This is a genomic window from Psychrobacter sp. AOP7-C1-14, from assembly GCF_052376135.1.
GTDB lineage: Bacteria > Pseudomonadota > Gammaproteobacteria > Pseudomonadales > Moraxellaceae > Psychrobacter.
Map to the genome: position 1 here is coordinate 65,018 of NZ_JBQSVH010000009.1, position 23,534 is coordinate 88,551.

Sequence of the window (23,534 nt, forward strand, 5' to 3'; positions counted from 1 at the left end):
ATCACTCATGCAAAATTCCTATAGTCATAGCTTGTCGAACAACAAACAGCTTACCCAAAAAAGTGTAAATCGCTGTTTCAACGGTGAGCAGCATTATTATAGTCATGAGTCGACATCTACCAAAACCTCTATGACCTTTAGTATTTACCTACCTGATGAGGCATTGGCTGGACGACGTTGTCCTGCGATATTGTACCTATCGGGTTTGACATGTAATGCTGATAATGTCACTCATAAAGCGCATTTTCAGCAAAAATGTAGCGAGCTTGGTATGATACTTATTGCACCTGATACTTCACCTAGAAGTAGTGAAGACAGCGATGTACCAAATGACGATCGCTATTTTGTCGGTCAGGGTGCAAGCTATTATGTTGATGCGACCCAAGCGCCTTGGTCAGACAATTTCAATATGCAAAGCTACATCGTTGATGAACTATATGACTTATTACGTTCAGAGTTTCCTATCCACAGCATCGGTGTCACAGGGCATTCGATGGGTGGTCATGGCGCGTTGTTGCTAGGGTTTAAGTTCCCAAGTAAATTTGTCAGCGTATCGGCTTTATCTCCCGTGTGTGCGGCTAGTGAGTCAGCATGGGGGCAAGCCGCTTATACGGAATACTTCGGTGATAATAAGTCTTTATGGGCACAAGCGGACGCCTCACAGATGATTGAAAAGGTTGGTCAGCAGTATTCGAGTGTATTGGTTGATCAAGGCGCAGCTGATAACTTTTTAGCAGAGGGTCAGCTACAGACTTCTAAATTACAGGATGCTTGTGCAAAAGCCAAACAGCCCTTAACATTACGCTACCAAGCGGGGCATGACCACAGCTATTATTTTATTCAAACAGTGATCAATGATCATATCGAACATCATTGGCATATGGCTCAAATGAGCTAAAGTGCTGTATAGACGACCGTGATACATTTTTCGCTATTCCATTCATGCTCAAAAGGTGATTTTTATGGCAAGTTATCAAGATTTGACAGCTTCTAATTCAAAGAATACGTCAGCAGATACGAGCTCTACAAAAGCGACTATGCAAGCTGACATGGATGCTGCTCTAAAAAATAAACAACGTACCAATAATTCTAGTAATAATGAAGCGTCTCAAGTTAAGTCAAATGAGTTGATTGCAAAAACTGTTAACGAAGCGGGCGATAGAGTGCTCGATGAGACGCAAATCTCACGTGTGATAGAGATGGCATGGGAAGATAGAACGCCATTCGGTGCGATAGAGCATAGCTATGGTCTCGATGAGACTGGGGTTATTAAACTCATGCGCCAAGAGCTAAAGCCTTCATCTTTTCGCTTATGGCGGCAAAGAGTGAGCAACCGTGCTACCAAGCATGAGGCAAAGCGCTCTTTCGAAGTTGGCCGTGCTTATTGCAAAACCCAATATAAGCCACGTTAACTCAATAAATATTTAACATCAATATGTAAAAGGCTCGCAGTATATGTGAGCCAATTATCATTTTCTTTTTAATTTATCAATATCTTATATAAACATAAATTAGGTAGCTCAATTATGAACAGTCCTGCTAAGCCTTATCTTATTGCACCGTCGATACTTTCAGCTGATTTTGCGCGGTTGGGCGAAGAAGTAGAGAAAGTACTAGAGTCGGGTGCCGATGTGATTCATTTTGATGTAATGGACAATCATTACGTACCCAATTTGACGTTTGGTAGCATGATTTGTAAGGCGTTGCGGGACTATGGTGTTGAAGCGCCAATTGATGTGCATCTGATGGTTTCACCTGTCGATAGTATGATTGAGCAGTTTTTGGAGGCGGGCGCTAGTATCATTACCTTTCATCCAGAAGCCAGCGCTCACATCGATCGCTCACTTCAATTGATCAAAGATGGCGGTGCAGAGTGCGGTTTGGTATTGAATCCAGCAACACCACTACATTATCTCGATTATGTTATGGATAAAGTAGATCAGATTCTATTGATGAGCGTGAACCCAGGTTATGGTGGGCAGTCTTTTATCGATAGTACTCTAGATAAAGTCCGTCAGGTACGTCAGCGTATTATTACTAGCGGTCGAGACATACGATTGGAAGTTGATGGTGGTATCAAAGCCAGTAATATACGTGCGATTGCTGAAGCAGGCGCTGATATGTTCGTTGCTGGTTCTGCGATTTTTAATCAAGAAGATTATAAAACGGCTATTGATGAGATGCGTGCAGAATTGTTATTAGCTAACAACAGCTAGTGAGCTTGTATAACTGATAAATACTATTAGCCATACAATGATAATATTAAGATGTGCTGTATAACTTATGATTATATGACGGTCAGTCACGTAAAGGTGAAATATGGACGCAAACAATTCTACCAGTTCAACAGAGCCTTCAGAGCAAGTAAACTCTCATGAAGCGTTGAAACAGCAGTCTAGGCAACCACTGACAAGTGAAACGCCGCAGCGTAGTTTGGTACCGAAAGGCATTACGGTTGGCTTAGCGATGTTTGCACTTATACTTAGTTTGGCAGGCTATGGCTTTCGCCTGATGGTGGGCGATGACGTTGAAACAGTACTGCGTCATGCGGCAGTGATTGTGCCTGCATTTATGCTAGGCATTCCGCTGTTCTTTTGGGTAGGCTCTCGCATACTTAATAAAGTCAAAGGACTACATATCGAGAGTTGGAATGCGATTAGTTTGGGCTATTTGACCTCATGTATCTCGATGCTATGGTTGATGGGTACTTATAGTTAAATTGTTTCGCTGTAGATATAAGGCTTTTCCGCGCCTATATACAACGTCGTAATATTTTATATTTTTTAATCATTAAGCCATGTTCTACAAGCATGACTGGAATTTTATATGAGAATCGTACCAGCCAGTATTGCTAAAATTATCTATCCTAAAGATTTACCAAATGGCCTATTTACCAGCTTAATTATCGCTTGCCTACTAATGGGACTAGCGTCATTACGTCATGGAACCGATTTACAAGGTTGGTTAAATGTTATTGAAAACTGGCTGCTGATGCTGCTGATATTTCCTACTGCAACGGCCACGATTGCACTTCCATTTAAGTATCGCGATCCTAGCCTTGAGCTAAAGCTCGTTTATTACCTTGGAATGTTTGTTGCCTTCTTATTTACATTAGCCAAACTGCGTTATTGGCGTTAATGTATACACACTGCATGGCATTCAAGTTTGCTTTTATAGCGAAGACTTATGCGGTAGCCCTTGAATTCTAGTGTTAAAGCGTCCATTGTATGAATAAGACAGATTTACCCGCGTGACTGTAAGATGATAGGTTTGCTGAATGAGCTTATTTTTAAGAAATGACTGCTTTGCAATGACTAATTTCTCTGCCAGTACTAAACGGGATAATAAGGAACACATTAATGCCATACGATATCGATAATGAGATAGAAGTAGATAATGAGAGTAACGATCAATTTGCAGGGTTTGCCAAAGAAACCACATTAGAGTTGGTGGAGGCAGACGATGGTAGGTTGTTGTTGCGTGATGCTGAACAAGATGAAGCACCGCTGATGACTATTGATTTTTCTGACAAGCTAAAAGAGCTACTTAGTAGCGATACTCAAGCTATTGGTCAGCATATGATTCATGCGGCGATTCAAGTCATTATGCAAAAGCAAATGAGTAAGTGGCATGCGCATGTGTATGATAAAGAACCGACACACTATAGCTGATCTTTGGCTATTTTTGAGCACTAATTAAAGCGAATAGCTGAAGTTATAGCTTAGCAATATTAAACTACAGACATAAAAAAAGGGTTTATCAATTGATAAACCCTTTTTTTGTTCAAATAACTTCTTTATAGAAAGTATTTATAAAAATGCCTTCTACAAATGATGGCAGTTATTTGATTTTAGCTTCTTTAAAGATCACATGCTGGCGTACTTTTGGATCAAACTTTTTGATTTCCATTTTGCCAGGCATAGTGCGCTTGTTTTTAGTAGTGGTGTAGTAATACCCAGTACCAGCTGTTGATACTAATTTAATCTTATCTCTCATGATAGCTTTCCTGTAAATGAGGGGTCTTCAAACGATAGGTACGTGTCTTAAAGAATGAGTTGCCACAACTAGTGCAGCAAAACAGCAGTTAAGTGATGAGAGTCATCACTCAGCTGCTATTCTTAACTTAAACTTTTTGACCTTGTGCGCGTAGATCCGCTAACACTTTATCGATACCAAGTTTGTCAATGATGCGCATACCTTTGGTAGACACACGTAGACGTACAAAGCGGTTTTCAGACTCTACCCAAAAACGATGGTTGTGAAGGTTTGGTAGAAAGCGACGACGGGTTTTGTTGTTTGCATGCGAAACATTATTACCCACCATAGGGCGCTTTCCAGTCACTTGGCAAACTCGAGACATGGCGAACTCCTAATCTATGAGGTATGAGTTTTTCTCATACCAGTCTGGGCAAGTTGCACGTTTTTGCGGCATGGACACAGCAAGCGGCAGCTTTGCACCAAACAAAACTATATGAAGGTTGAGCTGGTTTTGCTGCTATCTAAAGGCAAATAACAGGCTGACCAATTCAGAAAATTTTAAAGCCGACATTTATACCATAAAACAGATGAATACTCAAATATTTTTATAATATCTGTCGAATTAAAGGAGGGCTATTATACCCTGAAATGAGCACTCTATGTTGTTGATTGTTTAATAGTAAGGTTTAATTTTTAGTTGTAAGTTATAACAAAAGTCAGTAAAGTTGCTGTTATAAATTTAATACAATCTGTTAATATACTAGTATTACTGTAAACCTATGTATCATTCCCAATATTTTATGATCTTGGATAATGATTTTTGCTTATTTGCTTATTTGCTTATTTGCTTATTTGCTTATTTGCTTATTTGCTTATTTGCTTAGATAAATTACTGCTCATGCGGAGTTCAAACATGTCATATACATCATTGCCCACTTCTAAGTTGTTTCAACTAACAGCACTAACATTATCGTTGGCCTTAGCAGGTTGTGGCGGTGGGGGTGACGGTACTGATACGATTGCACCAGAGCCTGATTTGGGTGTAGAGCAGCCAGGTACTGGTGATGGGGGTGTTGAAACACCAGCTGCAGAATTGAACATTAGCAATAGTAAGCTAGTAGACGTAGATGGTAATACCATAGCTTCTATCGATCTAGAAGGTGCTTATTATGAAGTCCAAGTTATGGACGGAAATGATGAACCTGTGGCAAATGCCAAGGTGACATTCTCTATTAGTGCTGATGGTGTTGTGTTATCTCAGACGACATCAGGAGCCAAATTAACAGATAGTGAAGGCAAGGCACAAATTTTTGTGAAGCCTAATGCTCCTGAAGTTTCTGGCGCATATACTATCACCGCTAATGCAAGTAATAATGATAATACGGCGATTGATAACTTAACATTTGCTGTACAAGCAACAAATGTAAATCTAAGTGCTCTAACTGTGGTTGACTCGCAGCTTTCTGCAGGTGGTCAAACAGCTATATCATCAATGGCAACTGATACGGAAGGTAACGCTATAAGTGGCATATTAGTCAGTTTGAATGCTAGTTGTGGTCAGCTGCCTACTCAGGCAACTTCAGATGAAAATGGTATGATTACATTTGTCTATAAAGCTATAAATACAGACAATACTTTATGTAGTGGGAATGTTCGTATATCGGCTAGTACAGGCAGTTCGGCTACTCAGACGGCCAATCTTACTGTTCAAGCGCCTAAAGCTACTTCTATTGTTTATACTTCAAATGAGCTTACATTAGGTATTCAGAATAGCGGATCATCAGCGACGGGTGAAGCTGAATTTGCAATATATTCAAATAAAACACCGCTCGCCAACGCAGAAGTGACTCTTTCATTAGAAAAATCTCCTCTCGGATTGACTTTTGGTGTGTTAGGAAACAAAAATAGTTTTAATGCTATTACAGATGAAAATGGTAAGGTTTCAGTTAATATTTATCCTGGCAGTACTCCAGGCCCTGTAGAAATAAAAGCAACTTTGGCAACTGATGCTCGTATAAATGCTTTATCAAAAGGCATATCTATTGCTAGCTCTCGTGTAACGCAAGATGGCATTAGTCTATCATTTGGTAAAAACGTATTAGATTGGAGTTTGGATGGTGATGAAACATCAGTAGTTGCACGTCTAGTGGATCGTAATGGTAATAAAGTACCTGATGGGACAGTAGTTAACTTTACTGCTGAAGGCGGTAAAGTGTCTCCTTCTAGTTGTACAACATCTAATGGTGCCTGTGAAGTTACATTCTCGACTCAAAACCCTCGCCCTGGTGATGGTCGTGTTAGTATTCTAGCAGTTGTTGAGGGTGAGAAATCATATATAGATAATAATGAAAACAATGCTTGGGACGAAGGAGTTGATACATTAGTCCACAATATTGGAGATACTTTCCGTGATGACAATGAAGACGGAATTTTCCAAATAGGGGAATTCAATTACCCATTAACTACTCAAGCCAATCAAGTGTGTGAAAACAATATCCAGCAATTCATCCAGCTTAAGTTTCCAACTTTTGCTCAAGATAAGAAAGATCTCTTTGAAAGTACCTTTATTGGTAACTTTGTATCGCCAAATAAACCTATGACCTGTAACTCAGGGCTAGATGCAGTAGTACGTTATGAAGGTATTCAGTTGCTATCGAATGGTATTCCAAATATCACGTTATTATCTCCTAATACACAAATCATTACTGCAGCAAATAAAAGAGTAATTACTCGCATCAATAGCGGTGGTTTCTATGATTTAAACCCGATGCCATCTGGTACGACCATTTCAGGCTCAGTTGTTGACAAAACCAGCGAAGAAGGCAGTGGTAGCTGTACTGTAGAAATGATTGGAGGCCCTGAAGAAGTGCCAGCAATAGTATTTCCTGGTAAACCTGGTGATAATACAGGGACTGTTAATACTTTTGCATTAGATGAGTGCGAAGCAGGTGATTATTTCAAAATTTCTGTGACTACTCCTAAAGGTGTGACCACTAACGTTATCTATACTGTTCAGTAAAGTTTCATAGCTTCTAAACCCCTGACCACGTGTCAGGGGTTTTTGCTTTATCCTTCTAAATAACCAAAAACAACCAACTCGCTCAGCAAAGTATTGTAAAAAAGATTAAAATAATCGGTTTACTATGCTGTCAGCAATTTTTCAGCAATAAGTCATCATTTTTTATATTGGGCGAATCATGTCAGAAAACACTAAAACGGTTTCATTATCGACCATAGCTTCTCAGAGCAAACAGACACCTAGCGCCATTGATACAGCTACGCTGCTCATCAAATGCAAAGATCAGGCCGGTATCGTACAGGCAGTCTCTGAGTTCATCCATCGTTATGGCGCTAATATCATTACACTTGATCAGTATTCAACGGCGCATGAAGGCGGTCAATATTTCATGCGTTTAGAGTTTGCTTTGGCAGGATTGAGCGATATTATTGAAAATTTTGAAGCCAGCTTTGCGCACACTGTTGCCAAGCGCCACGACATGGACTGGCGTCTACATAACAATGCAACGAAGACCAAGGTTGGTATTTTGGTCTCGAAGTTTGATCATGCATTGTTAGATCTATTATGGCGACATCAACGTGGGCTGCTCGATTGTGAGATTACTTGCGTGGTCAGTAATCATCCTGATTTACAGCAAGCAGTCGAAAACTTTGGTATTAGCTTTCACCATGTACCAGTAACCAAAGACAATAAAGCGGAAGCAGAAGAGCAGATTCATAAGCTGATGGCAGGTAACGACTTGCTCGTATTGGCGCGCTATATGCAGATTTTGTCATCAGATTTCGTCAAACGTTGGCCGATGCAGGTTATTAATATTCATCATTCCTTCTTGCCTGCATTTGTGGGCGCAGATCCTTATCGCCAAGCTTATGATAAAGGCGTGAAGCTTATCGGCGCGACAGCGCATTATGTCACCGCTGAGCTTGATCAAGGGCCTATCATTGAGCAAGATGTACACCGTGTGACGCATCGCCAAGGGGTGACAGAGTTGCGTGCTATCGGCCGTGATATCGAGCGAAACGTATTAGCACGTGCTGTAAACTGGCATGTGCAAAATCGTGTGATTGTGGCAGGTAACAAGACCGTCGTATTTAACTAAGAAACATCAGTAGTGAATCGGCTAAAAATATAAAAAAGGCGGTCAGTAACTGTTGTTGCTGACCGCCTTTTTCTGAATATATATTCTAAAGAAGCATTTCTAAGACGAACTTGCTACCAACAAAGCCAATGGCTAATAGAATAAAAGCATAAATAGTGATATTGGCCGCACGTTTGCCTCGCCAGCCTGCACGCCAATTACCAAATAGTAGAGTACCAAATAACAACCACGACAGTAGACTAAAAACAGTCTTATGCACAATATGCTGCGCCATCAAGTCTTGCACATAGATAAATCCAATTCCCAGTGCGATACTGAGCAATACAAAGCCTACCAACAGCATATCGAATAATAAACTCTCCATACTTTGCAAGGAAGGTAGCTTATTAACCCAAAAGCGGTGAATGGTATGATGCTTGAGCTCACGTATTTGTAGACGTAGAAATAGCGCTTGTAACGCCGCCATCAACAGAACACAATAGGCAGCTAATGATAATATGATATGAATTTCAAGCCCGATACTGACATCAGTTAATGGTTGATAAGGGGCGCGACCGACATAACCGACAGTCATACCTACTAGCGCAGTGGGTGCAGCCAAAATACCAAGGCTAAGAATAGGGCGGTATAAACAGAACAACAGATAAAAGAATAAGAAAAATAAACTGGTCAGACTGATTATATTGAATAAGTTGAAATTCAAACCATACAGCGTCACAACGTATGGATATAGCAGTGCCGCATGTGTAGCCATACCGATAAGCAATAAGCTCAAACTAAGGCTTTTGTGAATAGGTTTGTCCTGAATCAGCGCCCAACCAATATGGATGCTGACTAAGATATAAGCCATGCTAGCAAGTAAGAATGCAAAGTGCACAGATAAAAAGCCTCATCTTATACTGAGCATAAACTGCCGCTCAATGTGTCGCTAAAGTGGTATTATCAGAATGATTAGAATAATCGTCCAATTTATCATAAAATGGGTGCCAGTTGAGCGCCATCTTGCTTATAACTTATAAATGATCGGCAGCGCGGCATAGTGCAAAACATAAAATATATCATCTATAAAAAGTTGACTACAATTATAAGTGCCGTATTCGTTGCGAAACGACTATAAGTTTTGAGCCATGTTAATGCTATAGTATTGATAATATAATTCTTTTATCATATCCCTTGTCATGCAATACCCTAATATTTTATAGCGTATCCTAATATTATTTACGAACCATTTTAATGGTTTGATTTAGAGTTATTTTAATTGCGTATTATTTAATTGAAAACCATTTTAATTGAGAGTTATTTATGTTTGATACTTTAACAGAACGCTTATCGTCGAGCCTACGTAATATCGTCGGTACCGGACAGTTGACCGAAGACAATATCAAAGACACACTGCGTGAAGTGCGTATGGCGTTGTTAGAAGCTGACGTGGCGCTACCTGTCACTCGTGATTTTGTAAAACGTGTGAAAGAGCAAGCGCTTGGTGCTGAGGTACTAAAAGAGTTAGCGCCAGGTCAAGCCTTTGTCAAAATTGTACATGATGAGCTGACCGAAATGATGGGCAGTGCCAATCAGCAGTTAGAGATGACAGGTAAGCCGCCTGTTGTTTATTTGCTAGCAGGTTTGCAAGGTGCGGGTAAAACGACTACAGCGGGTAAGTTGGCCAAGTATCTACAAGAGCGCCAAAAGAAAAAAGTCATGCTGGTCTCTGCCGACGTCTATCGCCCAGCAGCTATCAAACAGCTTGAGCAAGTAGCCGGTCAGGTGAATGCTAAGTTTGTAAACTCAAGCACGGATGAGAATCCAATTGATATCGCAAAGCGTGCGATTGAAGAAGCCAAAATCCAATATCAAGATATTCTGATCATTGATACCGCTGGTCGTCTACATATCGACGATACCATGATGGATGAGATTAAGGCGCTAACTGCTGCGGTTAACCCATCTGAGACGCTATTCGTCGTCGATGCCATGACGGGTCAAGATGCCGCCAATACCGCAAAAGCCTTTAATGACGCACTGCCATTGACGGGTGTTATCTTAACCAAAACTGATGGTGATGCTCGCGGCGGTGCAGCGCTTTCTGTACGCGCTATCACAGGGAAGCCAATTAAGTTCTTGGGCCGCGGTGAAAAACTAGACGAGTTAGAGCTGTTTCATCCTGAGCGTATCGCGCAGCGCATCCTTGGTATGGGTGACGTATTGAGTCTGGTTGAAGAAGTTGAGCAGAAGATTGACCGTGATAAAGCCGAAAAAATGGCGAAAAAGATGCAAAAGGGCGGTGACTTCGACCTTGAGGATCTATTGACCCAGTTCCAACAGATGAAGAGTATGGGCGGTATGGCAGGATTCTTAGATAAGATGCCTGGTATGGGCGGCTCAGACATGCAAAAGGCTGTTGAAGATGCCAACCCAGAAGAAAAAGTACGTGAAATGGAAGCACTGATCAATTCAATGACACCATTTGAGCGTAAAAACCCTGATAAGATTAACCCAAGTCGTAAGCGCCGTATCGCTGCAGGTTCAGGGCGTGAGATTCAAGATGTTAATCGTTTGCTCAAGCAGCACAAGCAAATGGCAAAAATGATGAAAATGATCTCAAAACCTGAAGGCATCAGTAAAATGATGAAGTCTATGCAAGGACTAATGGGTGGCGGTAGTGCTGGCGGTGGCGGCGGTCCATTGTTTGGTGGCGGTCAGCAAGGTGGTGCTAAAGACGTGAATCCAGAACAAATGGCCAAGCAAATGGGACTGGATCCAAACAATATGCCAAGCACCGAAGAGATGCAAAAACAAATGCAAGAAATGCAAAATCAAGCGCCAAAGAAGTTTAAAACGCGCTTTTAGATAACGATTAGCTACTTTTAAGATGTTTGATCAAAGCCCCGAAGCCAATTAAGCTTTGGGGCTTTTTATTGTCATTAGTTGTAGGTAAACACTGATGGATAAAGTGTGAAAAATATAGAAATTAATAAAATTCGTGTACCCTAAATGCTATGATAGGCGCTGCTTCATTCTGTCTGGGTTTCGATAGTACATGAATGATAGATCGTTATGAAAAATTAGTAAAATCTGACAAATCAATTTAGAACGCCAAAAGTAAAAAGCCGAGGTTGTGATGTTTTTAGCAATGGATACCGTGTTCGATCAGTGTTCGATCGCGATTTTAGATTCGAGCGGACAGGTACTATCGAGCCATACCGAAACAGGTAAGCGTCAGCAGACTCAACAGATTTTACCGATGATTGATGCTGCGTTGTCTGAGGCGCAGTTACGTCTTGCTGATATAAAAGCCTTGATATTCAATCGAGGACCGGGTGCGTTTAGTGGTATTCGCATCAATACCGCAGTGGTACAGGCTCTGTCTGTAGCGCATGACTTGCCTTGTGTTGGCGTCTCAAGCCTGCAAGCAATCGCACAATGTGCGTATCAGAAATACGGGCTGACACACCTATACAGCGCCCTTGATGCTCGTATGCAGCAAGTTTACTTTGGGCAGTATGAGTTGGTAACCGACGACCAGTTAGGTCATAACATTATGCAGCCAGTATTGGCTGATGGTAGCGATAGTACAGAGCAGCTATTAAATTATGAAAGCCAAACAGAGCTCAACCTGCCTATTGCGGGTAATGGCGCGCCGCTATTAACACGACATAATCAGCAAGACTGCCATGAAGATGTTTGGCCAGATGCTGTTGTCATTGGGCAGCTTGGTATTGCTCAGTTTGCAAATGATGGTGGTACGGAAGCATCGCAGGCATTACCAAAATATCTACGTAATCAAGCTTGGAAAACACTTAAGGAGCAAGGCAAAGCATAGCTTTATAAATATGCTTTTTACAGCGTCGCTTGCTGTCACTGGTTATGATAAATACTTTAACCACAACCAGTTTAACTCAATTGATAGCAGCCAGCTTTTTAGTGTTTAGCAAGCGCATACCAATATAAAATCAACGTTAATATAGGACAGCCAATCGGTCTGTTTTTAGGCCAGTTTTTTTAGGCCAGTCTGTTTCTAGGAAAGTCACTGTGGATATAGTTTTATTCGTTCAAGCTGTCATCATGGGTATCGTTGAAGGTATCACTGAATTTTTACCCATCTCTAGTACGGGATATTTGATCTTATCAGCAGATGTGATGGGTTTCTGGACTAAAGAAAAAGTTGATTTATTTGTCGTGGTGGTACAGCTTGGCGCTATTTTGGCAGTGATTTATGACTATTGGGGTAGATTGTGGCAAGCGTTGATGGGTTTGCTGACTGGCAAAGCAGAAGGAATGACCAATCCTAGACAGCTGGGGCTGAGTCTGATTGTCTCTACTATCCCTGTGATGATTGTTGGTTTTACCTTTGCCGATGAAATCAAAGCTTATTTGTTTAATCCTATTGTGGTTGCCATTATGCTCATCATCGGCGGTCTACTGATATTTTATGTGGAAAAGCGTCCTAAAGCGGTCATTGCAGAAGAAGCGGAAGATGTCAGCATAAAAACTGCTTTAATGATTGGACTATTTCAATGTTTAGCTCTAATACCAGGGACGTCACGCTCAGGTGCCACTATTATTGGTGCGCTGTGGTTAGGTGTCTCACGTAAGGCGTCTGCTGAGTTTTCTTTCTTTTTGGGGATTCCTGTTATCGTCGGGGCGGCGTTATTAGATTTGCTCAAACATGGTGACGTACTGACCAATAGTGAAGATTGGCTGGTGCTAGGTATCGGAACCATCGTGTCATTTGTAGTGGCGCTACTTTGTATCCGCTTACTTGTGGCATGGGTAAGTCGCCGAGATTTTACTATCTTTGCTTGGTTGCGCATTATCACGGGTGTTGTTGTGTTGGTCGCCGCTTGGGGCTTTGGTTATCAAATGGCTGGCTAGATTTGCGTTATGATTTAACACGCCAGTAATTCATAGTTAAAACAATCAGCAAACAGGATGATGGTTATGACAGATGCGACCCAAAAGCATGACGAGACAGGTGCTTTTGTACATTGTCGGTTACTCTACGTCAATGACAGCCAGCAAGCACAGGTTGAGAGTCTACAGTCATTGATAGCTGAGCATACATTACCAATCATTTTAGATATTAAAGTCGCGACAGAGAAACTCACTCAAAAGCGCCGTCAGCAATTGAGTCAAGCATCTACTCAGCATATTCTATTATTAGATGATAAAGATAAGCTATCATGGCTAAGTGATGGACTCAGTGTGGCACCTGAATGGGATAAGTTGCAGCGCCGTGTCGTGAGTGCTGGCCGTAAGTCTGAGCTGCTATTACAAGCGGCCAAAATTACATCAGATAGTCATGTTATTGATGCAACCGCTGGCTTTGGGCATGATAGTTTGATATTGGCCAGTACGGGTGCACAAGTCACTATGCTTGAGCAACAACCTTTAATGGCATTGTTGCTACTTGTAGAGCAGCAGCGTATGAGTGCGCTACCCAATTGGCAGAAACTCATGAGCCGCCTACAGATTATCAATACTGATGCATTGAGCTATTTTGTGAATTTAAAGGTGGATTCCGTAACAGATAATTCTGCGATAATCGATGTCGTCTATCTGGATCCGATGTTTCCAGAGGATAGCTATCAAGATAGTAAGACAGGCAAAGGTGCAAAAGTCGGTAAGCATATGCAAGCATTGCATCAATTGGCTCGTCCACCAACGTTAGATGAAGAGCGACAACTGCTAAGTAGTGCGAAGGTCGTTGTCAAACAAAGTGCGCAAGGCCAAGGTCGCGTGGTCGTAAAACGTCCACAATTTGCACCATTGCTCGCTGATGAACCTGCTAGTGAAAGCTGGCATAATGAAGCTGTGCGCTTCGATGGGTATTTTGTCTGATAGCTACTGTTTGTGATAATGGATGTACGAGTATAAATGTACTCAATTAGTCAGCTTATACGTTCAGAATTAATGGATTTAGGAGCAAGGAATGTCAGCGTTAATCATTTGGGTTATGGGTGCAGTTTTATTGTTGATCAATATCATGCTGCGCACTCGGATTCTTCGGCTTGAGGCACGGTTAAAAGAGCTGAGCAATCCACAAGAGCAACTGGCATTTTTGCGTCAGCAAGCAGCACAGAAAGACAAAGTCCCAGCGTTAAAAGCTTTGTGCAAGCAATATCCTGAGCTATCACTGATCGAAGCTAATAAGTTATGGCAGCAAATACAGTAATTAATCCGTTAAAGTTTAGTAATTTGACCATGAAAAGTCAGCAACCAGCTTCTTTAAAAATCGATTTAGTTGTTCTAGGCTAAACATATAAGTGCATATAAGCACACATAAAAAGTATTCAATTAATGATAATAAAAAACTATGACATTTAAAGACAAGCTACAAGCCTATATCCAGCTTACCCGTTTTGATAAGCCAGTCGGTATTGAACTGCTTCTATGGCCAACGCTTTGGGGCGTACTATTCGCTGCAATGGGTCAAGCACAGCAGCAAGGAATGACGGCAGCGTTGCCAAGTATCAAGGTATTCGCGATATTTGCCCTTGGTGCAATATTTATGCGAGCGGCTGGTTGTGCGATTAATGATTTTGCAGATCGTAAAGTAGATGGTCATGTGACTCGCACTAAAGGTCGCCCATTAGCAGATGGACGCTTATCTGGCAAAGAAGCCGTTTTTGCATTTTTAATACTGGTGCTGTTAAGTGCCAGTCTGCTATTTTTTCTGCCTATAGCTGTATTCTACTGGTCGCTTGGTGCCGTTATGTTGGCATTTATTTATCCATTTATGAAACGCTATACGCACCTGCCGCAAGTATTTTTAGCAGCTGCTTTTGGGTGGGCAATACCGATGTCCTATGTGGCAGTGCAAGGTGCTCCAGATATTTGGTGTTGGTTGCTATTTTTCGCTTATATGTGCTGGACAGTGGCTTATGATACGCAGTATGCCATGGCTGACCGTGAAGATGACTTAAAGATTGGCGTGAAATCAACGGCGATACTGTTCGGTCGTTATGATGTGATTATCATCTCGATACTCCAGATGCTGTTTTTGCTAATGATGGGTGTGGTTATGTGGCATTACTTTGCTCCGACCACGTTAGGTGTAACGCCAGTATTCGGATTGGCGCTAGTCGCAATGATGTTCGCCAAACAAAACAGCGCTTGTGCCAGTCGTAACCCTTTAGCTTGCTTCCAAGCATTCTTGGCTAATATCTGGGTAGGGCGCTATGTCTTTGCTCTTATAGCAGTCGCTTGCATATGGACAACGTTAAATGGATAAGTTCGATAAATTTCCGAGATTCAAGTCAAAGAAACTGTCTGATACGAATGCGTCTGTCGTAGACTATCAAGCAAAACTTGCAGAGCATGGTCTGACGCGCGAGCAAGTCATTACAACTGAACGTAAGCTAGCAAAATTTGCCAATACCATGGATTCACTAGTACGAGTGCCTTTTACCAAGCAAGGAATGGGTGCTGATGCCGCGCTTTCCACTATTCCTCTGGCAGGAGATTTGGCAGGATTGGCATTGACCAGTTATGCATTTATCTTAGGGCGTCAGCTAGGTGTGCCTGCTCATAAAATGACGCCAGCGGTTAGATTGGCACTTATTGATATGGTCGTTGGTATCGTACCTGGCATTGGTACGTTCTTAGATGTTTTTATTCGTCCTAGTCGTAAGACACTGGCTATCGTGCACGAGCATTTACACCATGAGTATGGGATTACCGAAACCATGCATATGGATCGACCGTTTTTGCATCAGTCATTAGAAGACAAACAGCAGCAAAACCGCTTTGGGTTTTTTTGGCGCAACCCAATCGTTGCTTGGCTGTATTTGCATATCCCTGACTTTCTTGGGCTGCTGGTCATTGTATTTGTCGGGTGGGGGCTATGGACGGTGATAAGCTGGTTGGTCGGGATGTTTGGTTAATCAACTGGGTTTGGTTAAATACAATAACTTATCACTCATTACCCACTACAAAGCTCAGCAGAGACCAGAAAGTACAAAGTAAGTCACAGAAACGAAAAAGGCGGCAACGATAATAACGTTTGCCGCCTTTTTTATGGTTTTGAATAGAGTATTGAAACAGCAGGCGAAGCAGGTTTTATTCAGTGATTACCTCTGCTTCAGCACTGACAGCATCAAAGCTAGTGGTCTTATTGTCTTGGATAAGGTCGATAGTGCCGCCACCAGCATGACTGACGAGTTGGACACTGCTATCAGCTGATTGATAGGTGGGATTATTGCCTTGGCCTTCGGGTGCGCTTAATGTCATTTTTGGCTGGTTGGGACGAGTAACAATAGCATTAAGCATGCCAGCTGCCGACGTCTCAAAGACTACGGACAGATTTTCACCTGCTGCACTTTTATAACGGACATCAGTGATTTGTACACCTTTAATAGCTTGTTCTGGGTTAGGTTTTTCAGAGTTATCATTTGCAGTGGACGTAGTATCATCCAGATCTTTATCTAACTCCGTTACGCTCATATCACTTTCTGAATCAGCATCAGTCTGTACTACATTTTGAGCGTCATTGGCATTGCTGTCTTCGATGTTATCAACGTTAATATTAGTCGTTACTGGCGTGGTTTGCGTAGAAGTTTCAGCTGCAGTTTTATCAGTTGCTTCAGGTTCTGAATCTTTTTGACAAGCAGTAAGTAGCAATAGACTAAAGAAAATAGCAGGAGTTGTACGATAAAGCAGTTTAGATTTTCGTAAGTTTAGTATTTTTGAGAAGGGAGTATTCATAGTCAGCTTTATCCGTTAATGGCGCTCTACGTAGATGTGACAATTTGCAAGGGTCAACCTGCTATTTGTTGACAGTATATTATTACGTATTTACTGTAATCACCAGCTTACGCTGCCCACCATATTTTTGAAGGTTTCTGTGCTCACATAAGTAAATACCTTGCCACGTACCCAATCCTAACTCACCATCGACAAGTGGAATAGTCAAACTTACCCCAAGCATCATGCTTTTAAAATGAGCTGGTAGGTCGTCTGAGCCTTCTAAGGTATGGCGATACTCTGGCTGATCTTCTGGTGCGATTTTATTAAGCCAGTCTTCTGTATCTAGTCTGACATCTGGATCAGCGTTTTCATTGATTGCGAGACTGGCTGACGTATGTGGCAAAAACAGATGAATCAACCCTACCTTGGCAGAGTGAGGTAACAGCTGAGAAACTGCTTCTTTAATCCTCGGAGTGATAATATGAATGCCACGCGCGTAGGCAGGTAGTGTAAGAGTGGTTTGGTGGTAAGACATGAAAACCTCATTTTATTTTTAGACTGTCGATTGCCATACCGCTGTCTTTATAGACATCATTCAAATAGCGACGGCTAGCAAGTAACTTATCGACGACGCCACCTTGGCTCTGAGTATTGAGCTTTTGTGCAAAGTCTAAAATCGTGTTCAGTTGGTCTAGCACTATGTCATAACTGGTACTTTGTTTGTCCACATCAATAATGACCGTCTTTGCGTAATGTTTATCAAGGCTTAAGTAGTCAGTAATCAATTCTGGAACACGCGTGCTAATAAATTTGTTGAAGGTAAATAGCTGTGATTCAGTAATTTCGCTGTGATGAGTAGATTCATATTGTTGCCCAATATCATCCATTATTGCTCGAAATGTTTGAGGAACTTGCTCGTTATAGAGCAGTTTGATAAATGGATGTTGAGCTGAGAAGCTAATAACACTTACAGAGTTATCTTGTTCATATTCATACATAGCATCTTTTGTTACTACGGGTGCTTTCTGAGATTGGGTAGTATGGAGGCTTGCTGCTTCTAAATACTCTTTATGTCGCCTTATAGAGTCAGTTTGTGTACGTTTCGAATTTTCTTTCATCACGAAAAAAATGGGTACAACAAGAATAAGGCTAAGTAAAATAAGCAAGCTAAAAAAAGACATGTCGGAGCTCTGTCATTGAAAATGCTATTGGTTATTAGAAATGATTTTGTATTACAATATAACATGCTTGTGTTATGTTAAAGCAAAACATAATTTGATAAAAAAACGTCTACGCCACAGAGTATATACTTATTTTTAATTAGGGATAAAAATGAATAACGACACGATTGCTAAGAGTCAGTTAACTGCTTATAAACCAACAACCGCTTATGTTGGGACATCTTGGGCAGTAATGCTGGTTGGTGTCGTTGCGTATTTGCTTGGGCTATGGAATGCACAAAGCATGTTATTAAATGAAAAAGGCTATTATGTAGCGGTGCTCGCTCTCGGTCTTTATTCTGCCATTAGCCTACAGAAAACGCTGCGTGATCGTAGTGAAGGCATCCCAACAACAAATATGTATTACCTAATCAGTTGGGCAGCACTAGGGTTATCCATTGCGCTTATTGCAATTGGTCTCATGTATGCAGGAGGACTAAGCCTAAGCGAGAAAGGGTTTTATATGATGGCGTTTACGATGAGTTTGTTTGCAGCGGTTACTATTCAAAAAAATACTCGTGATGAAGCGCAAATACGCACATTAACCGCACCCTCGATTTCTGACGATACTAAGAACAGTGCTAAAATTGCTCATCAAGCACCACACGAATCTGATGCTAGCAAATCGCTATTTGGTACCGTTAAGTCTAAAATGGATGATAGAGACTAACGTGCTTGATCATCGACAGTTCAGACAATAAAACAACACTTTTTAAATAAGACGCTCTTTAAACAAGCGGTGTCTGCAAACGTATACGATTGGGTGATAGACGAGCTAGCATTGCCTCTGAAAATGGTGCAAATGACCCTAGCATCATACCTGCTAATGCTTCAGCGCAAACAGGTGCTAACGCATAGCCTTTTGCGCCCATCGCGCTCATGGTCCATATCCGTTGGCTATTTACTAATTTTCCGACGATAGGATGGTAATCAGGTGTTTGGGTGCGAATGCCAGCTCGTCCTTGCCACAGACTTGTATCCGCTGGAATAATAGAGGCCATCTCAGGAATAGCAGTGATGAGCTTATCTCGACTAATCTGATGCTCCTCATCACGTATGTCTGTAGCTGTATCATTACGGATAAAGCTCGCGCCAAGCAATAGATATGGCTTGTCAGCGACTATTGTATTTAACTCATTATCTCCAGTCTGCGCGTTGAACAGCGCACAATAACCACTGTATTTAAGCGGTATTTTGGGCAGCTTTGTGAGTTGCTCCGTCGAGGGGCTAAACCAAGACAGCTGTCCACGAATTTTACGACAGTCAAAAACACGCTCATCCAGTTGATGACTTTCAAAAGCCGCGCAAATGACGATATGATCAGCTGTCATTGTGACAGACTCTTGGTTTTTATTAATACCTTCGATATGAACTTGCTGCTCAGTTTCGTTGATTTTATTCACTTCTAATTGCTGAAAAAGAATGAGCGGATGAGTCAGTATGATGTCTTTTAGTGCTTGTGGATTGACCAGACCAGACTGTGGTAAATACAAATTCTCCGCTAGGTCTTGCTCTTTTAATCCACTGGCAATCTGAGCTTGCTCATGAGATAACGTAGTCGCCATCTGATCAGGATAGTCTGCAATTTGTTCCGTACCGATATTGGCTTTTATGAGCAAATCAAGGGCGCCAGTTGGTTCAAGCACTGGTACTGTATTAAGTTGTATGGCTGTTTGATTGAGGTCGCGATATAGTCTGCTGCTATATAAATAACCTATGGTATGTAGATGCTCGTCAACATGATGGATCGGAGTCATTTTAGGTGCAAGCAGTGCTCTAGGATTACCTGACGCACCTGCCAAGGGCGCTGATTTATCTAGTAACGTGACATTCATACCACGATTGGCAAGTGACCAAGCTGTTAGCAAACCTGAGACGCCTGCACCAATAACGACAACATGCTCAAATGTGCTATAAGTCGCTTCTTGCTTCTCATGGTGACTGTTGTTATCGTCAGTAAGGTCATTACTTTTCGCATTAGTCATAATAGCAGTTAGCATTTCTCGCTTTCGACCAAAACCTTTGACTTTCTTAATTTGAAAACCGTGATCTCTTAGTCCGCGCTTGACGATGCCTGCACAGCTGTAAGTGGCTGCAGTCGTATCTGGACGTGATAGGCGCTGCATTTGTGCAAAGATACTGTCAGCCCATAAGGTGCTGTTGCAAGAGGGAGCAAAACCATCCAAAAACCAAGCGTCAACATATGGCGTATGCTGCTTAGAATGGTTTAATGCCAGTTTGCTGAGACTTTCTGCTGCATCACCAAGCCACATATCGACAGTTAAGTTATCATAAGAAAAACTTAAACGATGACAGCCTGTAATCAGAGGCGGATATGCAGCCAAAAGCGGCTGAATGAAATCCATCAGCTCAGGCGCTCGCTCGCCCCATAGCGCAAGTATCTGCGTCAGATCTGCTAAAGGTATAGGGAATTTTTCAGTCGTAATAAAGTGCAGGCGAGCCGTTGCTAACTGCGGATTGGTTTCACGTAGTTGTCGCCACAATTGCCAAGTCGCTAGTAGGTTTAACCCAGTTCCAAAACCTAGCTCAGCAATCGTAAAGCATTGCTTTGGTGCAAGTTGCGCTAAACGCTCTGGCAACTGATTGTGCTCTATAAACACGTGACGCGTCTCTGCCAAACCATTCGCATGAGAAAAGTAAACGTCCCCAAACTCACCTGATACTGGCACCATATTACCAGTATCATCCGATTGCCAGTCAATCTTGGTAGGCGTGATAACATTTAAGTGTTTAGGGTTTTGAGGTTTGGCGATAGACATGAGACGCTTCTTAGAAATATCAGTAACGGTAGCTAAACGATTAGCAGTGGCAGATCAATGATATCGATGTTTGGTCAAGAGTAGCGGGGTAACTTAATACAAATCAGCGATAGCAAAGTCTACGCTACCAACGCTCACGACGAACAAATACTAACCATGAGACAAAAATGCCAACTAACAAGCTGATCAAAACGGTAAACGCGCCGTATAGAAACAATTGTCCTTTACTTTCGTAAACCAGGACATTGACTTGGGTCTGTAAATCGTTCACTTGACGCTGCAGTTGTGCGTTACGGCTAAGCAGTTCTTGATTGGCAGCTGATAACGCTTTAGTAGATGGTTGCAACTGTGCCGCCAAGGTATCATTGATATCTAGCGCTGAACTATTTGTTGGCAAAGCAGACGGCGCTGTTTGATCAGTTACTGATATCACTGCTGTTGGATCGGTAGCATCAACAGCAGGCGCAGCGTAAGCTGAAATGGCTGTCATTAACATCAGACCAATCAGACCAATTTTGTAGCAGCAGTTATGTAAAAAAGAGACACTTTGAATCACGATGCAGCTACTTGATTGTCATTATCAGTTGGTGCTGGCAATGCTTGAACAAATGGTTTGATTTCGACATGACTATACACGCCATCACGTAAGTAAGGATCATCGTTTGCCCAAGTCTGAGCCGCTTCGATAGAGTCAAACTCCGCAATAATTAAGCTACCTGACATATCGCTCTTACCATGCTCGATAGGCGTTGGACCTGCGATAACGAGACGGCCTTGTTGATGCAGTACTTTTAGGCGTTCAATATGTTCAGTACGAGTAATCAGACGTTGTGCACTGCTATTAGCCACGTCATGACCAATGATGGTAAATAAAGACATGAGACTTCCTTAGTGAATAATAAAAAAGTAATAATGAGCTTATATGGGCTTAATATAAATGTCATAGCGATAAAGTTGTAATTCCTGCTATGACAGGGCAGTAGGAGCTATTTAGCAGCTTTGTCCGTAAGCGCAGGGTTGAGATGCTTTTTTAGTACAGCAAACTGAGCCACGACAAATACAAGCATAATCGGAATCCAGCCATAGGTTTTAAAGTTAATCCATGCTTCATCTGACATTGTGAACGCTGTGATATAATGTAGTACACCCATTAGGGCAAAAAACAGTGCCCAAGCAACAGTCAGTTTTTTCCAGCCGCTAAGTGTCAGGGTAAATACCTCTTTCATCGCAAGCTGCATCAATGGCTTGTTAATTGCGGCACTAACAAATAGCGTTAATGCAAAAATACCATTGATAATGGGTGACTTCCAGCGCAAGTAAATATCATCACGCAGCAGTAATGTGCCGCCGCAGAATAAAATTGTTAATAATAAGACAACCCATTGCTGCTTATCAAACTTACCTTTTTGACGAATAAAATGAATGGCATAAACGATAATAGTAGCGACGAGCAAAGCTCCAGCTGCTGCTAAAATACCGTTATAACGCGCCGCGATAAAAAAGGCAATTAAAGGAATAAAGTCTAGTAATGCTTTCATAGCAAAGGATATGTCCAACAAAAACGTATGGGGTAGTTTACACGTCTACTGCATCAAAAAAAAGCAATCAACACGATAATCATGCGATATACGCAACCTACATAGTAATACTTTCTTATTGTATCTGACGGCTATGCTACCGGCCAAATACAGCAGTGATAACTGCTAAATCTATAGAACTATTAAGGCAGGTCAGAATACTCATAATAGTAATAACGACTACCTGCTACCTAACGCTTATTTTATTTAACACTTTAAGGCTTATCTTATGAAAATTGACTTACATTGCCACAGTACTTGTTCAGATGGAACTTATGCACCGACTGAAGTAATACAACGTGCCCATGCAGCGGGCATCAACGTATTGGCATTGACTGACCATGATACGTTGGCAGGAATTGATGAGGCGAGAGACGCTGCTAGCGCTTGTGATATGCAAATTATTAATGGCGTTGAGATTAGCTGTGAGCATACATTAAGCGGTGGCTATGGGAAGAATAAATCTACCAATAAAATCATTCATGTACTTGGTCTAGACTTCACTGATCGCGAAAAAATGCATGCAACGCTGCAGCAACTGCAAGACAGTCGAGCCACTCGTGGTCAGCGTATTGTCGAAAAACTAAGTGAGCTATTAGATATCAATTATGATGAGCTGTGGCAAGCAGTGCTCGATAAAGCGGGCGGTAACCCGCAAGCAGTCGGACGCGCCCATATTGGGCAGGTGTTATTTGAGCGCGGTGAAGTCAAAACCGTTCAAAAAGCTTTTGATAAATACTTGGCGGATAATAAACCTGCTTATGTAGCAATTGAGGCGTTGACGATGCAGCATGGTATCGAATTAATCCATGCCTGTGGCGGTAAAGCAGTGCTCGCACATCCTACGCGCTATCAGCTATCGGCTACTCGTGTGCGTAAACTGATCGAAGAATTTGCGCAGCTTGGCGGCGATGCTTGTGAACTACCAGCCGCTAGTGAGCCGATTAGTACGCGAAGAATGGTCGATCGTAGCATTGCTGAGCATAGTCTTTCGGCATCTATTGGTAGCGACTTCCATGGTAGCAATATGCCTTGGCGACGCTTGGGCGATGTCCCTATTTTAAATGATGACCAACAAGGAGTTTGGGAGTCTTTTGCAACGCTTGCTTAGTGAGCAAAATCCGTTTCTTATAGTTATCCCTAGTAGTGATAGGGTCCCGTTCATTACAATGAACA

Annotated in this window: 27 protein-coding genes; 17 read left to right on the forward strand and 10 right to left on the reverse strand. The window is 41.8% G+C overall.

What is annotated here, in order from left to right; all coding sequences use genetic code 11:
* The first annotated feature begins 7 nt into the window (after positions 1–7).
* The 6 genes from fghA (at position 8) to ACT3QN_RS08075 (ending at position 3,671) form a co-directional block, all read left to right on the forward strand.
* Complete coding sequence (fghA, locus tag ACT3QN_RS08050; RefSeq protein ID WP_444522891.1) at positions 8–898, forward strand: S-formylglutathione hydrolase; 891 nt, start codon at positions 8–10, stop codon at positions 896–898.
* Between the two features lie 232 nt (positions 899–1,130).
* Positions 1,131–1,412: a TIGR03643 family protein gene (locus ACT3QN_RS08055; RefSeq protein ID WP_444522954.1), complete on the forward strand. Its 282-nt coding sequence runs from the start codon at positions 1,131–1,133 to the stop codon at positions 1,410–1,412.
* 114 nt (positions 1,413–1,526) lie between these two features.
* Complete coding sequence (gene rpe, locus ACT3QN_RS08060) at positions 1,527–2,216, forward strand: ribulose-phosphate 3-epimerase (RefSeq protein WP_101205795.1); 690 nt, start codon at positions 1,527–1,529, stop codon at positions 2,214–2,216.
* Positions 2,217–2,319: 103 nt separating this feature from the next.
* Entirely contained in the window at positions 2,320–2,718 is a 399-nt protein-coding gene (locus ACT3QN_RS08065; RefSeq protein ID WP_444522890.1) for a hypothetical protein, read from the forward strand.
* A gap of 108 nt (positions 2,719–2,826) precedes the next feature.
* Positions 2,827–3,138 carry a hypothetical protein gene (locus tag ACT3QN_RS08070; protein ID WP_444520160.1) on the forward strand — a complete coding sequence of 104 codons (312 nt, stop codon included), beginning with the start codon at positions 2,827–2,829 and terminating at the stop codon, positions 3,136–3,138.
* Positions 3,139–3,359: 221 nt separating this feature from the next.
* On the forward strand, positions 3,360–3,671 hold the full coding sequence (locus tag ACT3QN_RS08075) for a hypothetical protein (protein ID WP_444522889.1): 312 nt from the start codon (positions 3,360–3,362) through the stop codon (positions 3,669–3,671).
* A 169-nt stretch (positions 3,672–3,840) separates the two neighbouring features.
* Here ACT3QN_RS08075 and rpmG read toward each other — a convergent pair whose 3' ends face one another.
* Both rpmG and rpmB read right to left on the reverse strand, forming a co-directional pair.
* Complete coding sequence (rpmG, locus tag ACT3QN_RS08080; RefSeq protein WP_010201403.1) at positions 3,841–3,996, reverse strand: 50S ribosomal protein L33; 156 nt, start codon at positions 3,994–3,996, stop codon at positions 3,841–3,843.
* A 127-nt stretch (positions 3,997–4,123) separates the two neighbouring features.
* Positions 4,124–4,360: a 50S ribosomal protein L28 gene (rpmB, locus tag ACT3QN_RS08085; protein WP_057761372.1), complete on the reverse strand. Its 237-nt coding sequence runs from the start codon at positions 4,358–4,360 to the stop codon at positions 4,124–4,126.
* Between the two features lie 531 nt (positions 4,361–4,891).
* On the opposite strand from rpmB, the gene ACT3QN_RS08090 reads away from it, so the two are divergent.
* Together ACT3QN_RS08090 and purU are read left to right on the forward strand one after the other, a co-directional pair.
* Entirely contained in the window at positions 4,892–6,997 is a 2,106-nt protein-coding gene (locus ACT3QN_RS08090) for an Ig-like domain-containing protein (RefSeq protein WP_444522888.1), read from the forward strand.
* Positions 6,998–7,175: 178 nt separating this feature from the next.
* On the forward strand, positions 7,176–8,096 hold the full coding sequence (gene purU, locus ACT3QN_RS08095; RefSeq protein WP_444522887.1) for a formyltetrahydrofolate deformylase: 921 nt from the start codon (positions 7,176–7,178) through the stop codon (positions 8,094–8,096).
* 85 nt (positions 8,097–8,181) lie between these two features.
* Here the strand turns inward: purU and ACT3QN_RS08100 are convergent, their stop codons facing one another.
* Positions 8,182–8,946: a cytochrome C assembly family protein gene (locus ACT3QN_RS08100; RefSeq protein WP_444522953.1), complete on the reverse strand. Its 765-nt coding sequence runs from the start codon at positions 8,944–8,946 to the stop codon at positions 8,182–8,184.
* A gap of 452 nt (positions 8,947–9,398) precedes the next feature.
* Here ACT3QN_RS08100 and ffh point away from each other — a divergent pair, with 452 nt between their 5' ends.
* The 7 genes from ffh (at position 9,399) to ACT3QN_RS08135 (ending at position 15,979) form a co-directional block, all read left to right on the forward strand.
* Positions 9,399–10,943 carry a signal recognition particle protein gene (ffh, locus tag ACT3QN_RS08105; protein ID WP_444522886.1) on the forward strand — a complete coding sequence of 515 codons (1,545 nt, stop codon included), beginning with the start codon at positions 9,399–9,401 and terminating at the stop codon, positions 10,941–10,943.
* Positions 10,944–11,214: 271 nt separating this feature from the next.
* Complete coding sequence (gene tsaB, locus ACT3QN_RS08110) at positions 11,215–11,916, forward strand: tRNA (adenosine(37)-N6)-threonylcarbamoyltransferase complex dimerization subunit type 1 TsaB (RefSeq protein WP_444522952.1); 702 nt, start codon at positions 11,215–11,217, stop codon at positions 11,914–11,916.
* A 209-nt stretch (positions 11,917–12,125) separates the two neighbouring features.
* Positions 12,126–12,968, forward strand: coding sequence for an undecaprenyl-diphosphate phosphatase (locus ACT3QN_RS08115; protein ID WP_444522885.1), 843 nt, complete (start codon positions 12,126–12,128; stop codon positions 12,966–12,968).
* Positions 12,969–13,034: 66 nt separating this feature from the next.
* Positions 13,035–13,934, forward strand: a complete 900-nt coding sequence (locus tag ACT3QN_RS08120) for a class I SAM-dependent methyltransferase (RefSeq protein WP_444522884.1) — start codon at positions 13,035–13,037, stop codon at positions 13,932–13,934.
* Between the two features lie 91 nt (positions 13,935–14,025).
* The gene (locus ACT3QN_RS08125; protein WP_444522883.1) at positions 14,026–14,268 is read left to right on the forward strand and encodes a hypothetical protein; all 243 of its coding nucleotides are present in this window, start codon (positions 14,026–14,028) and stop codon (positions 14,266–14,268) included.
* 141 nt (positions 14,269–14,409) lie between these two features.
* Entirely contained in the window at positions 14,410–15,327 is a 918-nt protein-coding gene (gene ubiA / locus ACT3QN_RS08130; RefSeq protein ID WP_444522882.1) for a 4-hydroxybenzoate octaprenyltransferase, read from the forward strand.
* On the forward strand, positions 15,320–15,979 hold the full coding sequence (locus ACT3QN_RS08135; protein ID WP_444522881.1) for a DUF4112 domain-containing protein: 660 nt from the start codon (positions 15,320–15,322) through the stop codon (positions 15,977–15,979). The genes ubiA and ACT3QN_RS08135 overlap by 8 nt, the downstream gene beginning before the upstream one ends.
* Positions 15,980–16,154: 175 nt before the next feature.
* Here ACT3QN_RS08135 and ACT3QN_RS08140 read toward each other — a convergent pair whose 3' ends face one another.
* From ACT3QN_RS08140 to ACT3QN_RS08150, 3 genes are all read right to left on the reverse strand, one after another.
* Positions 16,155–16,799 (reverse strand): hypothetical protein, encoded by a 645-nt coding sequence (locus ACT3QN_RS08140; RefSeq protein WP_444522880.1) that lies wholly within the window; start codon positions 16,797–16,799, stop codon positions 16,155–16,157.
* A gap of 82 nt (positions 16,800–16,881) precedes the next feature.
* Positions 16,882–17,316 (reverse strand): secondary thiamine-phosphate synthase enzyme YjbQ, encoded by a 435-nt coding sequence (locus tag ACT3QN_RS08145; RefSeq protein ID WP_444522879.1) that lies wholly within the window; start codon positions 17,314–17,316, stop codon positions 16,882–16,884.
* Positions 17,317–17,323: 7 nt separating this feature from the next.
* Positions 17,324–17,779, reverse strand: a complete 456-nt coding sequence (locus tag ACT3QN_RS08150; protein WP_444522878.1) for a hypothetical protein — start codon at positions 17,777–17,779, stop codon at positions 17,324–17,326.
* 334 nt (positions 17,780–18,113) lie between these two features.
* Here ACT3QN_RS08150 and yiaA point away from each other — a divergent pair, with 334 nt between their 5' ends.
* Positions 18,114–18,671: an inner membrane protein YiaA gene (yiaA, locus tag ACT3QN_RS08155; RefSeq protein WP_444522877.1), complete on the forward strand. Its 558-nt coding sequence runs from the start codon at positions 18,114–18,116 to the stop codon at positions 18,669–18,671.
* Between the two features lie 58 nt (positions 18,672–18,729).
* Here yiaA and mnmD read toward each other — a convergent pair whose 3' ends face one another.
* From mnmD to ispZ, 4 genes are all read right to left on the reverse strand, one after another.
* Positions 18,730–20,781, reverse strand: a complete 2,052-nt coding sequence (gene mnmD / locus ACT3QN_RS08160) for a tRNA (5-methylaminomethyl-2-thiouridine)(34)-methyltransferase MnmD (RefSeq protein ID WP_444522876.1) — start codon at positions 20,779–20,781, stop codon at positions 18,730–18,732.
* Between the two features lie 124 nt (positions 20,782–20,905).
* Positions 20,906–21,271 carry a hypothetical protein gene (locus tag ACT3QN_RS08165; protein WP_444522875.1) on the reverse strand — a complete coding sequence of 122 codons (366 nt, stop codon included), beginning with the start codon at positions 21,269–21,271 and terminating at the stop codon, positions 20,906–20,908.
* A 62-nt stretch (positions 21,272–21,333) separates the two neighbouring features.
* Positions 21,334–21,660 carry a YciI family protein gene (locus ACT3QN_RS08170; RefSeq protein ID WP_444522874.1) on the reverse strand — a complete coding sequence of 109 codons (327 nt, stop codon included), beginning with the start codon at positions 21,658–21,660 and terminating at the stop codon, positions 21,334–21,336.
* A gap of 107 nt (positions 21,661–21,767) precedes the next feature.
* Positions 21,768–22,319, reverse strand: coding sequence for a septation protein IspZ (ispZ, locus tag ACT3QN_RS08175; protein ID WP_444520143.1), 552 nt, complete (start codon positions 22,317–22,319; stop codon positions 21,768–21,770).
* Between the two features lie 268 nt (positions 22,320–22,587).
* On the opposite strand from ispZ, the gene ACT3QN_RS08180 reads away from it, so the two are divergent.
* Positions 22,588–23,469, forward strand: a complete 882-nt coding sequence (locus ACT3QN_RS08180) for a PHP domain-containing protein (protein WP_444522873.1) — start codon at positions 22,588–22,590, stop codon at positions 23,467–23,469.
* The last annotated feature ends 65 nt before the right edge of the window (positions 23,470–23,534 follow it).